At 47.1% G+C, this 16,750-nt stretch carries 11 protein-coding genes and 1 pseudogene; 4 read left to right on the forward strand and 8 right to left on the reverse strand.

The genetic code is table 11. The annotated features are described in order from the left end of the window. Positions 1 to 1,662, forward strand: a pseudogene (locus Q0668_RS23960) (peptidase M56); the annotation flags it as partial. A 118-nt stretch (positions 1,663 to 1,780) separates the two neighbouring features. On the opposite strand, the gene Q0668_RS23965 reads toward Q0668_RS23960, so the two are convergent. Beyond that, positions 1,781 to 3,208 carry a DUF1501 domain-containing protein gene (locus Q0668_RS23965; RefSeq protein WP_298869076.1) on the reverse strand — a complete coding sequence of 476 codons (1,428 nt, stop codon included), beginning with the start codon at positions 3,206 to 3,208 and terminating at the stop codon, positions 1,781 to 1,783. A gap of 294 nt (positions 3,209 to 3,502) precedes the next feature. On the opposite strand from Q0668_RS23965, the gene Q0668_RS23970 reads away from it, so the two are divergent. Both Q0668_RS23970 and Q0668_RS23975 read left to right on the forward strand, forming a co-directional pair. Continuing rightward, complete coding sequence (locus Q0668_RS23970; protein ID WP_298869077.1) at positions 3,503 to 6,013, forward strand: DUF1549 and DUF1553 domain-containing protein; 2,511 nt, start codon at positions 3,503 to 3,505, stop codon at positions 6,011 to 6,013. 21 nt (positions 6,014 to 6,034) lie between these two features. Next, a complete protein-coding gene (locus Q0668_RS23975) occupies positions 6,035 to 8,575 on the forward strand; it encodes a hypothetical protein (protein ID WP_298869078.1) in 2,541 nt (846 codons plus the stop codon). A gap of 10 nt (positions 8,576 to 8,585) precedes the next feature. On the opposite strand, the gene Q0668_RS23980 is transcribed toward Q0668_RS23975, so the two are convergent. From Q0668_RS23980 to Q0668_RS23990, 3 genes are all read right to left on the reverse strand, one after another. Next, positions 8,586 to 9,527 carry a PQQ-binding-like beta-propeller repeat protein gene (locus tag Q0668_RS23980; protein ID WP_298869079.1) on the reverse strand — a complete coding sequence of 314 codons (942 nt, stop codon included), beginning with the start codon at positions 9,525 to 9,527 and terminating at the stop codon, positions 8,586 to 8,588. A 97-nt stretch (positions 9,528 to 9,624) separates the two neighbouring features. After that, positions 9,625 to 10,251, reverse strand: a complete 627-nt coding sequence (locus Q0668_RS23985; RefSeq protein ID WP_298869080.1) for a DUF1990 family protein — start codon at positions 10,249 to 10,251, stop codon at positions 9,625 to 9,627. Positions 10,252 to 10,257: 6 nt separating this feature from the next. Next, positions 10,258 to 10,554 (reverse strand): hypothetical protein, encoded by a 297-nt coding sequence (locus Q0668_RS23990; RefSeq protein ID WP_298869081.1) that lies wholly within the window; start codon positions 10,552 to 10,554, stop codon positions 10,258 to 10,260. Positions 10,555 to 10,951: 397 nt separating this feature from the next. Here Q0668_RS23990 and Q0668_RS23995 point away from each other — a divergent pair, with 397 nt between their 5' ends. Beyond that, positions 10,952 to 11,626, forward strand: coding sequence for a hypothetical protein (locus Q0668_RS23995; RefSeq protein WP_298869082.1), 675 nt, complete (start codon positions 10,952 to 10,954; stop codon positions 11,624 to 11,626). Between the two features lie 144 nt (positions 11,627 to 11,770). Here the strand turns inward: Q0668_RS23995 and Q0668_RS24000 are convergent, their stop codons facing one another. The 4 genes from Q0668_RS24000 to madL all read right to left on the reverse strand — a co-directional run bounded on the left by Q0668_RS24000 (position 11,771) and on the right by madL (position 16,695). After that, positions 11,771 to 13,900, reverse strand: coding sequence for a hypothetical protein (locus Q0668_RS24000; RefSeq protein WP_298869083.1), 2,130 nt, complete (start codon positions 13,898 to 13,900; stop codon positions 11,771 to 11,773). A gap of 55 nt (positions 13,901 to 13,955) precedes the next feature. Next, positions 13,956 to 15,449 carry an acyl-CoA synthetase gene (locus Q0668_RS24005; RefSeq protein WP_298869084.1) on the reverse strand — a complete coding sequence of 498 codons (1,494 nt, stop codon included), beginning with the start codon at positions 15,447 to 15,449 and terminating at the stop codon, positions 13,956 to 13,958. 62 nt (positions 15,450 to 15,511) lie between these two features. After that, positions 15,512 to 16,285, reverse strand: coding sequence for a malonate transporter subunit MadM (gene madM / locus Q0668_RS24010; RefSeq protein ID WP_298869085.1), 774 nt, complete (start codon positions 16,283 to 16,285; stop codon positions 15,512 to 15,514). Further along, positions 16,282 to 16,695, reverse strand: coding sequence for a malonate transporter subunit MadL (gene madL / locus Q0668_RS24015; protein ID WP_298869086.1), 414 nt, complete (start codon positions 16,693 to 16,695; stop codon positions 16,282 to 16,284). Before madL ends, madM begins: the two co-directional genes overlap by 4 nt. Between the last annotated feature and the right edge of the window lie 55 nt (positions 16,696 to 16,750).

Genomic DNA, 16,750 nt, shown 5'->3' on the forward strand with positions numbered 1-16,750 from the left:
GGCGCAAATTACGTGCCAAAGCGAGGGAAGTCATCTGGGAAATGCGGGATAAAAGAAGCCATGGGTCAAATCCCTAACGATGATTATTATCGAATGGTGATGATGAATTCAATCGATAAAAAGAAACGACTCGAGGGACAACTGACGCCAGATGCCATCAATTCACGGCTTGCCGGGTGGGTTAATAAGCCAAGTTACTTTTGGACTGATGGCACGTCATTTCATCGCCGTGGTTCTACCAGGAAAACTGACACAGCGGCGGTGTTAAATCAAGGGCCCGTCTCACCTCCTGAGAATTTGAAAACACACTATGGTTCCGTTAATATGGCGTCCTGGTCAGTAAACAATGCCCCATCTTGCAGAGTTTGGTTTGGTGTTAATTCCAGTTATACTGATGGCCAAGGCTGGATTGGTGATGATCTCAACAAGGTGTATTCCTTCGAAACGCTTGCACCGCTGGGGTTGAGAAAATTGAATTGGAAAGAGAAATTTGACTGGGACAACCTGGATAGTTTTATGTCAAAAGATCCCAGTCACTATCAGGTCATCAGAAGAGAAGACTTTAATGGACGGTCCACGATTATAGTGGATCAGATTTATACGCCACCAGTAGAATTAAAAAGGTTGCGTTCTCGTATTCGTGCCTGGGTTGATCCGGATCAAGGCTACCTACCTTTAAGAATAGAATGGAGCTACATCGACGCGGATGGTAAAGCAACTGAAGGGGGTCGTCATTATGTAGAAGTTCTGGAAGTCAAAAAAGTTGTTGACGGATATTATCCGGTGCGCATCAAATTCCAGGAGTATACCTCAGACAGTCTTGCGATTGAAAAACAGATCGAGGAAATCGGAGTCGAAAATTTAGATGGCCAGCCTCTTCCCTTGCTGCCATCTGTGCCAGGACGAACTAAAATCTGGGAGGTCACCAAATTCACACCGAATAAAGTGATTGAGCCAGCTGCACTCGCTCTTGAGTTTCCCAAAGGCGCCTATTATCGAAACGACGTTGATGGCAGACAGTATCATGTCGGCGAACCGCAGCCTCTTCCGCTTACACCGGAATTTATGCCGAAGTTGAAAAAGGGAGATCTAGCGCCACAGTTTCAGGTCGCAAGCTGGGCTGATGGTAAATCGAGGAAGCTTTCCGACTTTCGGGGGAAAGTGGTGGTCGTTCTGTTCTTTGATACAAAAGGAATATTAAATGTACCTGAAGACATGCAGGATGAATTGCGTCAAATGCTGAACTGGAAGAAGCAAATTTATGAGAAAAATTATGCAAAAGGTGTTGTGTTTCTGGACATTCACCCTGTTGGGACAACCCCTGATCAAATCCGTGACTTTCAGAAATTTCGACAATGGAAAACTTTGGCGGCGATCGACTCAGGAACGCAAGCTGAAGCGGGATTGACAATTAAGAAATATAATGGCTTTGATGATCAAGGTATTAGTGCATTTCTGATCGGTCGTGATGGCCACCTTGTTATGAGTACAGATTATATGTCAGATTTTTACTTTGAAACTTACTATCAATACGCTGCCAGAAAGCTATCGATTCCTGTGGATAATCTGGAAAATCTTCCCGAAGCGGAAGCCATGCAGCAAAGTATGCGAATTATGGAGTTCATTATCAGTGAGCAAATTGATAAAGCACTTGCGAAATAAAAGACACAATGTGGCTTAGTTGCACCAATAGACAATCCTTACAGAACAACTTAAATACTTGCAGCAGCACTAAAGCCAGCTCTTTCAGGAACTGAAATAGCTGGCTATGCAAACCTGATCAGGCTGGCGTGGGTAGCAGTTCGCGGATGGCTTTTCCGGATGGTAAAATTGGTACCGGGCGTCCCTGGAGATCACGTAAGACAAACTCATGGTCAATGCCCAGATGGCGGTAGACGGTTGCCCAGAGATCATTGGGGCTCAATCTTCTTTCGACCGGATATTCACCTTTGGGATTTGTGGCACCGATGACTTGACCGGTTCGCATTCCACCACCTGATACCAGGACCGACATTGCTTTCGGCCAGTGGTCACGACCGGGTTGCATGACGCCGGTTTGCGTTCCGCGCTGAACTGAAATTTTGGGAGTCCTTCCGAACTCACCTGTCACGACCAGCAACACTTTGCGGTCCAGGCCGCGGGAATACAGATCTTCAATCAGCGCTGAAACGGCTTGATCATAGGGAGGCAAACGCCATTCACAATCTTTAAAGAGGTGGGCGTTGACAGCATGTGAATCCCAGTTGTAAGCGGCTGTTTTCGGTGTCCCTTTTCCGGGGAAGGGATGTTCCCAGACCATCGTGACAAACCGGACGCCCGATTCAACGAGCCTGCGTCCCAGAATGGCACGCTGGCCGTAAGCATTCCAGCCGTATCGATCACGAATCTCTTTGGGTTCTTTGGAAAGATCAAATGCACTGCGGACTTTTTCGCTTGTCAGCATATCAATCGCCTGACGATTAAAGCTGTCCATAGCCTGCATGGAGCCGCTCTTATCGACGTCTCGACGGAATTTATCAATGCCTTTTAACATGGCAATCCGGTCTTCCAGCCGAGTTTCCATGGAGGCTTTGACACCGATATTTTGTACTTTGAAATCGGGAGCACTGGGATCGCCGGAAACCATGAAAGGTGTTGACGATGGTCCGAGATAGGCGGGGCCCATTGCAAAGGTATCGATGGAGGCACGAGAGGAATCGACTTCGGTTACGCAAACCGGCATTTCGTTGTCATTTTTCTGTAGCATCTTTTTGACAATGGTGCTGACTGCTGGTGCATCGTTGACTGTACCCACAGGTGTGGCTGGTACGCGGCCCGTCATCAATCGTTTATGTCCGCCGCCATGATCGGCAAATTCATGATGAATGGACCGTATCAAGTTAAACTTATCAGCCACCTTAGCGTGCTTGAGGAGCATTTCACCCACATCGAGCCCTGGCACATTTGTATGGATCGGACTGTATTCACCCCGATATTCGGTCGGAGCTTTTGGCTTCAGATCGTAGGTTTCCATGTGAGGCGGACCGCCGGGAAGCCATACGAAAATGACGGAGGTATCTTCCAGGCTATCTCCGGCTGCTTTCGCCAAAGCCTGTTGACGGAGAAAGTCGTTCATTCCCAGGCCCAATAGGCTTGATCCACCTACTTCGAGGAACGTGCGACGCTTCATTGGGCCGGCACAACGACCTTTTTTTGATTTTCCGCTCATTATAATCAATCCAATCGAAAAAAATATTCGTCTGGCTTTTCGTACAAGTACGTATCAACGTATTGTAATGTATATTGCATCGTTTAGAATGGAAATACAAGTTCAATTTATTTTATCATCTTCTAAAATTAAAATTGGAATTGAAACCAGAAAATCGATAGATGCGAGCCGTTTCGGGGACAATTTCGACAGTTTTCAGGATTTGACCACGAAATCAAGTGTTTTATCCCGCCGCGATGTGGAGTTTCAGGACATTCTTATCAACCCGGAATCTCCCAGGAATTGTGAATCACTATGACATCAAAACGTTTTTTCAGATTGCTTGTTTCCAGTTTTGGAGTCCTGCTTTCGCTGAATCCGGTGATCTCGGATGCTGCAGAGCTTATGGGATTTCTTCCGAATCAGGCAAAAACTATCGTCTTAAATAATCCGGACGCCCATCAACAATTACTGGTGACACTCAAAGAAAAAACGGGGCGTCTCCGCGATGTGACGCGTGAAGTTCAATATCATGCGGAACCTGAAGGGATTGTTCAGGTCAGCCAGACGGGTTTCGTGATACCGCTTGCTAATGGAAAGGCGACGATTACCGCACAGATGACATCAATGCCTTCTGTGGTCTTTCCCGTCCATGTGACTTCATTCGAAAAACAGCGCCCCGTCAGTTTCTATAATGATGTGATCCCGATATTGACTCGCGCTGGATGTAACAGCGGTTCCTGCCATGGTACACCAGCGGGGAAAAATAATTTCCGACTTTCGCTGCTTGGTTTTGAACCGCGTAATGATTTTGAATTTATTACGAAAGAATCTCAAGGGAGACGCGTCTCTCCGGCAGCACCAGACAGGAGTCTCATTCTCCTCAAATCTTCTGGTGGAATTCCGCATAATGGGGGAAACCGATTTAAAAAGAATGGCGCGGAATACAATCTGATTAAACGCTGGATCCAGGAAGGTATGCAGTATGATCCCGAGAAAGATCCGAAGGTAGAACGGATAGTGATTTTTCCCGAAGATCGAGTGCTCCCACAGCAATCGTCACAACAGTTGGTGGTGACGGCATTCTTCTCTGATGGCACATCTCAGGACATTACCCGAACGGCAGAGTATAAACCAAACCAACCGATGATGTCTGAAGTGAATGAGCACGGCGTCGTTCAATTTAAAGAATTCACTGGTACGACTTCGGTGATGGTTCGATTCCAGGAGCATGTTGCCGTATTTATGGCAACGATTCCTTTAGGTAAACCCACACCGAACTTGCCGAAACCAAATAACTTTATTGATGAGCACATTTTCGCAAAACTGAAAGTTCTGGGATTGCCTCCCTCTGAAGGTTCTGATGATGCTACATTTCTGCGGCGTGTAACACTAGACATCACTGGCAGGCTCCCGACTCTGAAAGAGACTCAGACGTTTTTATCGGAGAAACATCCGGGCAAACGCGCTCGTAAAATTGATGACTTGCTAAACAGTTCAGGATACGCAGATTTATTTGCCTCGAAATGGGCCGGTATCTTGCGAAATAAAGCTGGTGGTAACCTGGAACAGATTGCGCGGGAAACCTTTGGATTTCATTCCTGGATTCGTTCCAGTATCTCGGCTAATAAACCATTCAATCAATTTGTCACCGAGCTGGTAACGGCACGGGGTAAACCGGGAACTAATCCAGCAGTTTCCTGGTATCGTGCTGTGAAAGATCCCAAAGACCAGATGTCAGATATTGCACAGGTTTTTCTCGGGGTTCGCATTCAATGTGCGCAGTGCCATCACCATCCGTATGAAAAGTGGAGCCAGGATGATTTCTATGGGTTCCAGGCATTCTTTACGACGATAGGTCGTAAAGAGGTTTATAAGCTACCGGAAGATGATATTGTCTACCATAAACGAATTGCTGCTGTCGCAAAGAACCCTAACACAGATAAGGAACTCAAACCGACGCCTCTTGATGGAGCCGCTTTGGAGATTCCCGTTCAAAGAGATCCAAGAATTGATCTGGCCAACTGGATCTCTTCGCCTGAGAATCCGTTTTTTGCCAAAATGCTTGTGAATCGATATTGGAAGCACTTTTACGGAATAGGACTTGTGGAACCGGAAGATGATATCCGCGTTACGAATCCTGCGACGCATCCGGCTCTGTTAAATGAACTGGCAGCGTCGTTTGTCAAATCCAACTATGACTTGAAAGAGGTCTGTCGCACGATATGCAATAGCCGCACGTATCAGCTTAGTTCATTCCCCAATCAAGATAATAAAGATGATGTCCAAAACTACGCGCGGTATTACCCACGTCGTCTTGCTGCTGAAACCATGCTTGATGCAATGAATGACGCCTCTGGGGCAAAAAACAATTTCAACCATCAACCAGTGGGTGTGCGTGCTGTTGCTTTGCCCGATGACTCGTCTAATGTGGAATCTTTTTTCTTACGTGTCTTTGGGCGACCTCAAATGGACACTGCCTGTGAATGCGAGCGAACGGCGAACGCCGATCTTGCTCAAAGCCTGCATCTGATCAACTCAGATACGATGGTCAAATTACTCTCGGCTCCGGATGGCCGTGCGGTGAGGATGGCGCGTGATAAAACAAAAGATGACCAGACTCATATCACGGAATTTTACATGCATACTCTGTCTCGCTTGCCAACACAAAACGAGCTTGCCATTGCTTTGGCACATCTGGACAAGAAACGAAAACTATCGGCGGCAGATCCCAAGAAACTGTCGAAAGATCAGGCGGAGCGCGAGGCTTACGAAGACATCATCTGGGTTGTGATCAATACTAAAGAATTTTTATTCAACCATTAAAATTCAACGAACGAATTGAAAATGAATACCGCAAAACCGATGAATTATTTCACTGCTTCTTTTTTGATGCTGTCAGCCGTACTGAGTTTTCAACAGTCGGTTTCGGCACAGTTGCCAACGGCGGATCTACGACGGATTTCTCCGTTTTCTGCTGTCGCCGGCAAAACTGTTGACATGACGATCATCGGTACCAATCTTGATCAGACAACAGAACTTCGATTTACTCATCCGGGAATCATCGCCAAACCTGTCCTGTTACCCATCGACGATCTGTTTCCGCAAGCGCGTATTCAAAATACAAGATTCAATGTCACTGTATCGCCCGATGTACCTCCGGGAATCTATGAAGCCCGCGCCGTTTCTTCCTTTGGACTGTCTACAGCGCGACCCTTTGTCGTGGCAGCTTCCGACAGCCGGGAAGTACAGGAAACAGGGGCGCATGCTACTAGAGAGACCTCACTGTCTGTGGATGTGAATTCTGTCATTACCGGAGATGTACCATCTAGAGGAATCGACTGGTACAAATTTAAAGCGAAAGCTGGCCAACGCGTATTACTCGAAATTCTTGCAGAGCGAATTGATTCGCGTTTAGATGGTCAGATAGTCGTCTATGATTCTCAAGGCCGCGAAATTGACCGCAATCGAGACTGGTATGGCCGTGATCCTTTTATTGAAGTCCAACCAAAACAAGATGGTGAATTCTATCTGGCGATTTCTGATATTCTCTACCGGGGAGGTTCTGAGCACTTTTATCGTTTGAGTATTTCCGACAAACCACATATTGATTATGTTTTCCCACCGGCGGGCGAACTGGGATCGCGTAAGACTTACACAATCTACGGACGGAATTTGCCTGGCGGCAGTTTTGGTAAGTCTGTCATTCGCAATGGTAAGAAACTGGAATCGCTGGAAGTGGAAATCACATTGCCTGATATCCCCATGCTCCCTGCCCGTTTCCAGCCGGAATTTCCGCGTCAGGCTCTGCTGTATGGTTCAGATTATCGACTCAAGAATTCCAACACTGTCAGTATCGGTTTTGCGACGGCTCCGGTCGTGATCGAATCTGCTCAGTTGAATCAACAAAAAGTTTCCGTGCCGGTTGAAATTGCGGGTCGATTTGATGAACCCAATGACGAGGATGTTTTTCAGTTTCGAGCAGAAAAGGGAAAGACCTATTGTATCGATGTCATTTCGGATCGAATGCAGTCCCAGGTGGATGCCGCTTTGGAAGTTCAGCAGGTCATTCGATCAAAGTCGGGAGAAGTCACTCTGAAAAAAGTAGCCGAGAATGATGATCTCCCTTCTTTTTTCAGCGTACACAACAAGGATGCGATTAATCTGAATACGAATGATGCTGCCCTTTCTTTTATCGCATCAGAGACTGGTGATTATCAAGTCACTGTTCTCAATCAATTTGGTGGAGGTGGAACGGCTGACATTTATCGTTTGGCGATTCGAGAACCAAAACCTGATTTTCAACTGATTGCTACAACAGAGCGTACCCTGCCATCTGGTCGAACAGGCTACTCTGTTACACCTCTTTTAAGACAGGGGGCAAAATGGGGCATCCGGATTGTTGCTCCGCGTCAGGATGGATTTACGGGGGACATTGTGATCACCGCCGAGAATTTACCAACGGGGGTATCAGCGCAACCTTTGACCCTGAGCGGAAAAACCGATCATGGAATGCTTGTTGTATCTGCAGCCCCCTCGGCCAAGAGCTGGGCAGGTGAAATCAAAATTATTGGTACAGCTCTGGTCAATCAGAAACCGATGGTCCGAGAAGCGAAGTTTGCGTCGCTGATCTGGGGTCACGTTTTTTCCGATGCAATACGCGTCCGTTCCCGTCTCACCACACACATTCCCCTTTCAGTAAATGGAGATGAAAAAGCATCGGTCATTCTGTCACCTGTTGAAAACAAAGAATGGACGGTTGAGCTCAACCAAAAACTGGAAATCCCCATTAAGGTGGTTGATAACGGCACGCGCAAAGGAAATTTGACAGTTGAGCCTCACGGTTTGTTCGGCATGTTGCGCAGCCCCCCGACGGTGAATATTGCTGAAAAAGAGACCGAAGGGAAACTGGTCATTGATTTCAGGCCCAATGGAAATTTCAAGATAGAACCGGGACGATATCAGTTCTCTCTGTTAGGCGTTGGCGTGACACAATATCGTTATAATGTTCCTGCCAGCATTAATGCAGCCGCCGAGGTGAAACGAATTGAAAATCTGATTGCACAAATCAAAGTTGACATGGATCGCACCAATGCAGAAGTCGAAAAAACGAAGCGTCTACTTGATCTGGCAAAACAGAATGTTGCACAAGCCGGTTCCAATACGACATCTGATGCCAACATGAAAAAAGCACAATTGGATTATGATACTGCAATTAAATCTGCAAAAGCGGCTACCGATAAATTCGCCCGCGCTGAAAAAGCCAAAACGCAAGTCGATGCGACTGCCAAAACAACAGAATCAATCGCCAAACCAAAAGATAATAAGTTTGCCGTCTGGTCAGACTTGATCACTGTGATCGTCAAGCCGCCGGCAAAGAAAAAATAGATCGAACAAATCAAGGGTTTTGCTGTGAGAGTTTCTTGCGTACCAGCGAGGATTGCCGGTCATTGAGAATTTGCCAGCAGGCGAGTCCGTTACCTACCAGATCAAATTCGTCGAATTCCCAGATGATTTTTTTGTTTCGATCAATCTCGAAAATTTGTGGATTATCGGGTCCTGCATGACAGTTGCCAATCATACGGTTTCCGTTATCGAGTTCCTGTAAGCAGGTGGTCCATTTTAATTCGATCTCTGTTTGAGGCACATTACCTTTGATTTCCCAGACTACTTTTTTTTCGGGAGAGACTTCGATCACACTGTTGCCGCTACCCGAGGCGATGAGTGTGTTGCCATTTTTCAAGCGAATGGCACCATAGACACGTGTTTTAATCAGATAATCCCAGATAATTTCTCCCTGACGATTATATTCGATGACAACCCCCGGCTGTTCCGAACAAACTAGAAACGTCCCGTTCGGCGTGATTCTTGTCAGGCGCGTCGACTGTGTGCCTCCCGGTTTTAGAGGGAACTGAAAAACGAGTTTTCCATTTTGATCTACTTCGATAATCCGTCCTGCGCCGCTCTCGACAATCATCGTGTTTCCATTGGGCAGTCTGGCGAATGCGTGGACATCAACGCGTTTTCCCGCATTGCCATTCCTGGTTGCCGAGTCGTAAGTCCAGACCACTTTTTTGTCCAAGGTCAGTTCTGTGAGTTTCGTCCAACTATCATGAAAAAGAATATTGCCGTTGGGCAAAAGTTGCACGTCGTGGTGTCCTGCATGTCCTTTCATTGGACCTGCGGTTTTATGTGACCAGAGCACTTTTCCATGGACGTCACAAATGGCAAGAATATTTTTTCCGTAAGAAGCCCCCACCAGAACTAACCGTTCGGCGGCAACTGTTTTATGGACCAATAGAAAGATGAGTATTACGATAACATGCGAGAGGAGTTTCATGGTTCCAGGTATTTCCTGATCGAAGTGAATTTAAATTAGTGCCTATACTATCATATTGGATACTATTGGTCTCTATGAGCAAGTCGCAAGGAACCTTTTATTTGTTTCCGCAATCTTTACTCTTTTCAGGTAATTCTTTTGATTCTCTATCCGTCATACTGTTTTTCATGGCCTGCATGGAATCCAAAGCGAATTGTTTCTGTTTTCGGCGGACATAGGGATAAGCAAGTTTAGACAGTCGTTGATTGGGGCGCGAGTAGGCGAGGATATCGTACCAGACGGAATTATCTTCTGCGTGCCATTCCACTTGAAATCGTTCTTCGCCTGATTCGGCGTGTTCGGGCAGAGTACCATAGGCAAAGGTAAATCGCTGAACTGGTTCTGTTTCCTCGATGACATACACCACACGACAGGCATTGAGAACCCATAGTCCCAAGGCGTGCGCCAAAACACCCACAGTTTGATCGGGTTCCGGAATCAGATCTGAATGATGTAGTTCAATCCAGTCGAACTGAAAATGTCGCCATTCACACAACGCCTGCCTGGCAAGCTGGAATATCTCTTTACCCTGCCCCAGATGAATCCGATTGTGATCTACAACATATCCCGCGGGATGCTCTTCCTTTCCTGTAGCACCGACCATGGGATACGTGAATTCCAGTTTCGATTGTGCCTCGATGAATTCACTGATCTGTTGCTTGTCTGGTTTTTTTAAAAAATACATCAGTGATTAATCATCCCTGCCTACGTGACCATCGTAGTCTGCAAAAATTGTGTTCACATGTCGTTCCAGAATCTTAACTAATGTCGGATCACCTGTTGTAAGTACGAAGTCTGAATTGAGTTCGCCCTGATTCGCCGCCAATACAATAGCTGCGAGAACATGTTCTACATCGACGGGCAGACCGGTTGGCTCTTCCAGCATCAGTGCCAGATCAAATAAGGGCTCTGCCAGTTCCGGAGACACGTTTGCCTGCCCGGAAGAGGTGATGGTGATGCCAGGTATAATTTGTTTAGTTTGTTTCATTGTGTCTTTTTGATCATTTCATACAGTGTGTCGAGAAATTATTTTTCTTGCTTACCTGTAATCGAGTGCCTAGGATATCTTAACTGAGTTCATTCTCTCTGTATTCTCTTTTTTCTTCATTTCTTCGGTAGCAATCAATGAGAGAAATGCGTTTTTAGTCAAAGACGTTACTATCTCTCCAGCGTTCTGTGTAAATTTTTTCATAAAACATTATCCATTCAGGGTATACAGAACCGGCTTTACGTTATTATTTTTTGCATTCACATCTTCTTACAACCCAACAGAACCATTCAGAGAAACAATTACTGACTTTTCTGAACCGCATTCTACTACAGTATCGGGCCTACTGTATTTTTCAGGTTTTACAATTGTAGTCCGATTTTGGGGGATTTTACCAATGCGAAAATTTAGTTTTTTTCTCACACTGTTTGCACTGATGATATTTGCCAGTGATGCGTTTGCTCAACGTGGTGGCGGACGAGGTGGCGGCGGTCAACAAGGTGGTGGACCACGTGGCGGGGGTCAGCAGGGTGGTGGTCAACAGGGGGGCCAGCAAGGTGGCGGACAATGCCAACGCGGGGGCGGAGGTGCTGGCGGGCAGATGCGACAAGGTGGCGGGAATCAGAGCGAAACCGTTGATAGCGTTGAAGTGGTGACGCAGTTGTTGGCACGGATGGATCAAAACCGAGATGGCATGATCTCACGGAATGAAGTCCCCTCTCTATTACTTCCTCGAATGACAGGCGCCGATCAAAACAACGACGGCGTTGTAAATCGACAGGAACAAATGGCTGTGATTGATCGTGCCAAAATTCTCAGTGGCCGTCCCAATATCACAGGACTCGGTCTGACTGCAGATATATTCACAATGTTAGATCAAAACAAAGATACGACAGTCAGTCGAGTTGAGACGCCCAGGCAGTTACAACGACTTTTCCAAGCTCTTGATTCCAACAAGGACGGTCAAATTAATGAGGAAGAACAGAAAGCCGCCCTCTATCTTATTAAACTCAAGCTGAATCCCGAAAAACCAAAGAATCGGGAGTCTACGAACAAAGTTCAGACAAACTGATTCGATCGAAATATCAGAGAGGCATCGGTGCCAGGAATCGACAAAAGACTTTCATGGTGTACTCCTTGGGGCGACTGGACTTTCGAGTTCCGAGTTCGTGTTGTCCAGTTCGCACAACCGGTCAACAGTTGATTCCTGGCATTTTTATTTTTTCACTCTTTCCTGCAGCACCACTTCCACAACAATGATGCCGCGACCCGGAACGCGCACACTAAATTGAGATCCATCAGGGTGAATTGCCACACTGGGGAAATTCGTGAGTACTTTCACCGACTTAACCGGCTTTCCAACATCGATTTGGGGGCGTACATAATTGTGTGAACGATTTTTGATCGCGATGCGAATACGCCCGTTTTCTTGCTCTACAGGCATGAGCGCCACCGCGTTATCTACTGAGGTCACTGTGATTGCCTGAGATACATTTTGTAACGTGTTTGCGCAGGCTTTCACGAAACTCCGGGATACCTTGCGATACGTTAAGTGGGTCCAGTAACTCCTGGGGGCAGTAATAGTCGACAATTCGCCAAGTGGCATTTCTTCCTCATCCCTGACCATTTTCATAATGCCTTTTTTCACCGCCTCTTTTAATACATCTGATTTTGTGTGATACACGCCACACCACAATTCATCTGGTGGATAAACATCATGAAACTCGAAATCTGCTTTGGAAAGTGTCTCAACTTTTCGCCCGACGAGTACGACAGGGCCTCCACGATATTTCATAATCTGAGCGAGTTCTGCTGCTGGAAAAAGATGTGGATTGGGCACTAGTATGGCACCTTGTGCCTTCTCTAATGAATTGACATTAATGGTTGACTGAATCGTGGCGCCAGCTCCCATGATCTGATAGAGGAGTCGATGAGTATCCCAAGTGCGCGTTTTGATAAAATCAGCCATTTGTGCGCGATACGCTGCGTCTGACCAGACAACGGTGGCGCCGTTTGTACGTTTTGGAGGGAGAGAAAATGCAAGGTCCCAACGTTCCTCCAACCAGTTCCACTCCTCGCGGCTCAAGCCATCGCCGAGACATACGAGAAAACCGTCTCCACTTGGTTGCAGCTTTCCGTCGGGGCGTATGTGAAAAACATTCGGCAGCGCATAAATTTCGCGTTCCAGTACTGTCGGATGGTGGTGAATGGCATCCCATTGTTCGACGACATCATGTACGGTTTGAAGATAAATTAGACGAGTCTTCGGTACACAGGCACGTATCAGCATGAGCATTGAGAGAAAGTCATCGTGCCGATCGACACTCGATAGTCGCGGATCCATAGCCAGACTCGCTGCGACGGTCTCAACTATAATTCCATCCACGCCAGTGGCGGCGATGCGTTGGTAGTCGATCCCATAACGGTATAAAGATTCAAACGGTGCTCTGCCCCATGCGGAATTAATCACCGCTTTCTTTTTTTGGGCATGTAAGGCTGTGACCATTGTGGACCAGAACCGCGCCCAACGCTGGGCATAGAATTCGCTCCATTCCCCTCGTTTGTGCTTTAGAATCCAGTCTCCGCGTGCGGTTAGTTTGGGAACATCGTGGCCACATTTCTGAGTAACCAATTCAGGCAACTTCAGGCCCGGTGTCTTTGCAAACTGGTCGATCATATCATCTGAAAACGATGTATTATGGATTGAACCTGATAACGGACCGAATCCATCTGCACCGTGCCAGCCATCAAATCCGTAATCTGAGAGCGTCCTTACCATTTGTTTGGCGAAATAGTCCTCGAAATATGAACCGTCATTCAATCGAGAAAGACAATTCAAGGCCCAAACTTTGCCATGCTTTTTCCAGACATGCAGGACTTCAAGATGATCACTGATCCACTCTCGATGCTCATTGTCGCGGGTGTATTTTGAGAACGAACTGAGATACACCTGCACGCCACGCTTCTGTAAATTATGAATTAGCGAGCGTAGTTGATGATTGGTCCAGTCCTGACGCTTGCGTTCTCGGTTAAACTCATGGCCTTCGCGCGAACAATATTCTTTCGGTAGACCAACTTCCTTCTCAATCCCTGCATGGGAAAGTACAAAGTCGGGCGAACCAATGAGCAAGCAGATTGCTTTCGGCGTAAAACCTGTCGCCTTGAGATACTGATTGACGCCGAAGTCAGACTGCTGATTATCAAAGGCGATTAATTCCGTCCAGATCCAGCGTTCGTGCGCGCGAAGTGGGGCTATTGGCTCTGCAGAAGAAAGCAGTCCGGGTGAGAAGATGACCCAGCCGACAATGCAGACCAGACTAAATAAACGGGAAAATTGCTGTCGCATGATATCGTCCTTTGATTGGTTTAACTGCTGGATCGTTGATATCTATAGATAATCATTATTCTTGAAACTGCTTTTGGACCGCTGGTTTTGTCACTTTGCCCATTGCATTACGGGGCAACTGTTCGAGGTTCATTAAGCGTCTGGGAATCTTGTACGAAGAGAGACAATCCTGACACCACGCCTGAAGTTCTTCGAGACTAAGCTGTTTTCCAGGTTGCATTACAGTCGCAATGGCAACCACCTCCCCCCAGGTCTCATCCGGTAATCCGACAATAACGCATTCACTGATATCCGGGTGATCCAGAATTGTTGATTCGATCTCGAGCGCTGAGAGTTTGTAGCCTCCACTTTTAATGATATCAACGCTACTGCGACCCATAATACGATAATATCCTTCTTCCAGTACCGCTACATCACCGGTACAGAACCAGCCATCCCGAAATGATGCCTGCGTTGCTTCGGGCCGATTCCAGTACTCAAGAAAGACATTGGGGCCGCGGACCTGGATTTCGCCACTCTCGTTTTCTGCGGTTATCTCTTCCCCCTTCTCTGATAAAAGTCTTACCTCAACCCCAGGCAACGGTTGTCCCACATAACCCGGACGTCTTTCACCCTCAAACGGATTGGAGAGTGCCATTCCAATTTCCGTCATCCCATATCGTTCCAGCAAACTTTGCCCCGTCAATCTCTTCCAATGTTCATAAACCTGCGCAGGCAAAGCTGCAGAACCGGAAACCATGAGACGCATTTTTGCGAAGCCATCCAGAACTTTCAAACGTTCGGACTCAGGCATTGATTCGAGTGCCTGGATCATTTTGATGTAAATCGTAGGGACTGCCATAAAAACGGTAAAAGCCCGGGCAGCGACTCTCGTGAAAATAGAATCCAGATTGAAGCGAGGAAACGATTCAATCTCTGCCCCCGTCCACAATGCACATGCAACAATGTTGATGACAGCATGAATATGATACAGCGGCAGAAACAGCGGAATCCGATCATCGGACTGCCACTTCCAGGCTTCGACGAGCGATTCAATCTGTGCTTGAATCGTGTTATGAGATGTGACGACTCCCTTGGGTTGACTGGTCGTCCCGCTGGTATACAGGATCATCGCGCGACGTGCAGGATCAATTTCCGGTAAATGGTTTTCTGATGCGTTCTGGATATCCTCCAGAACGATAATTCGCAATTTAATTAGATCACACAGTGCGATCATCTGGTCTTCGTACTCGCGAGTCGTGACAACGAATGCCGCTTCGGAATTACCAAGAGTATACTCCAGCTCTTTTTCCGTAGCGAAATGACTTAACGGAACGGCAATACCGCCTGCGCGCCAGATTCCCCATTGCACCGTGAGATAGTCAATCAGGTTGGGTGCGAGAAAGGCGACGCATTTCTCATTCAGATCGTCTTGAGAATCGAGAAAGCTGGCAGCCGCATTGGCAGATCGAGTAAGCAGATCGTGATAGGTCAACCGTTGGTCATCACTCTGAACTGCAATAGAATCACCATGTGAAATGGCGCGATCTATGATTGGTAATTGTTTCATCTATTGTTCCCCGTCACCGTGTATCTATTTTATCTGCTACCACTTTTTTTAAACACCGTGTCTTATCCAACAATGATTTTCATTACAACAAAGATCACAGAAGGCCCAAGCAGGCATCCCAGTCCAGTATAAAAAGTAGCCGCCATGGCCCCATAGGGAACTAGACGTTCATCCGTGGCTGCCAGCCCTCCTGCGACTCCGCTCGTCGTTCCCATCAGTCCGCCGAAGATCATTGCGGAGCGTGGGTTGTCGAGACCGATGCTTTTTGCCACAAAAGGTGTCATAATCATAACTAGAATGGATTTGACCAATCCAGCGGCCACGCTTAAAGCAATGATTTCACTTGAGGCCCCGAGAGCGGTACCTGTTACCGGCCCCACAATATATGTTGCGGCTCCCCCACCAATGGTTGTCATGCTGACAGCGTCTCGATATCCGAAGGCGTAGGCCACCAGTGCACCAATAATGAATGAAAGGAGAACTCCTGCCAACAGAGCGACAATGCCGCTCAAGCCGGTTTTCGTAAATTCATTCAGGCGCACTCCAAATGCGGTTGCCACGATGGCCAAATCGCGCAACATGGCTCCCCCCATCAGGCCAATTCCTGAAAGGCATGCGATATCCGCGATACCCTTCTCGCCTCCTGTAATAACACCGCCTGCATAAGCGAGTAGAAGTCCGAAGAGGATGGCAATCGCCGAGCCATGTATGCGACCCTTTGTGATTCGACTTGAAATGAGATAGGAAACCCATACCATGATTCCTATCAGTGAAAATGCCGTCACCAGTGAGTATTTTGATAAGACCGATTCCAATGATGCCCCGATTTCCATCATTGTTCGCCACCATCGGTTTTACTCTGTTGAACGGATACCGAAGCGTCAATGTCGTCTGAAGATCCAAGCCGACTGATCAGCGGAACCAATGCAAAGCTGATGGCAACCACGAGGGTACCTGCAATGATGGCGGCAGGTCCACCGGTAATGGCGGCTCGTACATTTTGACTGGCGGCCATGGCTACGACGATCGGAATATAGATTGAACTCCAGAACAGAATTCCGTTTCGTGATGGTTGCGGCATATGGCCTGACTGATGCAATTTTTCAGCCACGACAATCAGCATCAACATGGCAATCCCCACGCCACCGACGTTGGCATCTACGCCAATTACGATCCCTAATAGCTTTCCCAATAAAAGCCCCGTCAATAAACAAATCGAAAGCAGAGCCGTTCCGAATATCGCCATACCTGTTCCTAACCAATCACATTGAATTAATAAAACCAATTCAAATGATCAAGCT

Source organism: uncultured Gimesia sp. (assembly GCF_937910335.1).
Taxonomy (GTDB): domain Bacteria; phylum Planctomycetota; class Planctomycetia; order Planctomycetales; family Planctomycetaceae; genus Gimesia.

What these genes read in the sequence shown, in the direction of transcription:
- Q0668_RS23965 (WP_298869076.1), bottom strand. Translation starts at nt 3,208, where the DNA reads ATGAGCGGAAAATCAAAAAAAGGTCGTTGTGCCGGCCCAATGAAGCGT.
- Q0668_RS23970 (WP_298869077.1), top strand. Translation starts at nt 3,503, where the DNA reads ATGACATCAAAACGTTTTTTCAGATTGCTTGTTTCCAGTTTTGGAGTC.
- Q0668_RS23975 (WP_298869078.1), top strand. Translation starts at nt 6,035, where the DNA reads ATGAATACCGCAAAACCGATGAATTATTTCACTGCTTCTTTTTTGATG.
- Q0668_RS23980 (WP_298869079.1), bottom strand. Translation starts at nt 9,527, where the DNA reads ATGAAACTCCTCTCGCATGTTATCGTAATACTCATCTTTCTATTGGTC.
- Q0668_RS23985 (WP_298869080.1), bottom strand. Translation starts at nt 10,251, where the DNA reads ATGTATTTTTTAAAAAAACCAGACAAGCAACAGATCAGTGAATTCATC.
- Q0668_RS23990 (WP_298869081.1), bottom strand. Translation starts at nt 10,554, where the DNA reads ATGAAACAAACTAAACAAATTATACCTGGCATCACCATCACCTCTTCC.
- Q0668_RS23995 (WP_298869082.1), top strand. Translation starts at nt 10,952, where the DNA reads ATGCGAAAATTTAGTTTTTTTCTCACACTGTTTGCACTGATGATATTT.
- Q0668_RS24000 (WP_298869083.1), bottom strand. Translation starts at nt 13,900, where the DNA reads ATGCGACAGCAATTTTCCCGTTTATTTAGTCTGGTCTGCATTGTCGGC.
- Q0668_RS24005 (WP_298869084.1), bottom strand. Translation starts at nt 15,449, where the DNA reads ATGAAACAATTACCAATCATAGATCGCGCCATTTCACATGGTGATTCT.
- madM (WP_298869085.1), bottom strand. Translation starts at nt 16,285, where the DNA reads ATGATGGAAATCGGGGCATCATTGGAATCGGTCTTATCAAAATACTCA.
- madL (WP_298869086.1), bottom strand. Translation starts at nt 16,695, where the DNA reads ATGGCGATATTCGGAACGGCTCTGCTTTCGATTTGTTTATTGACGGGG.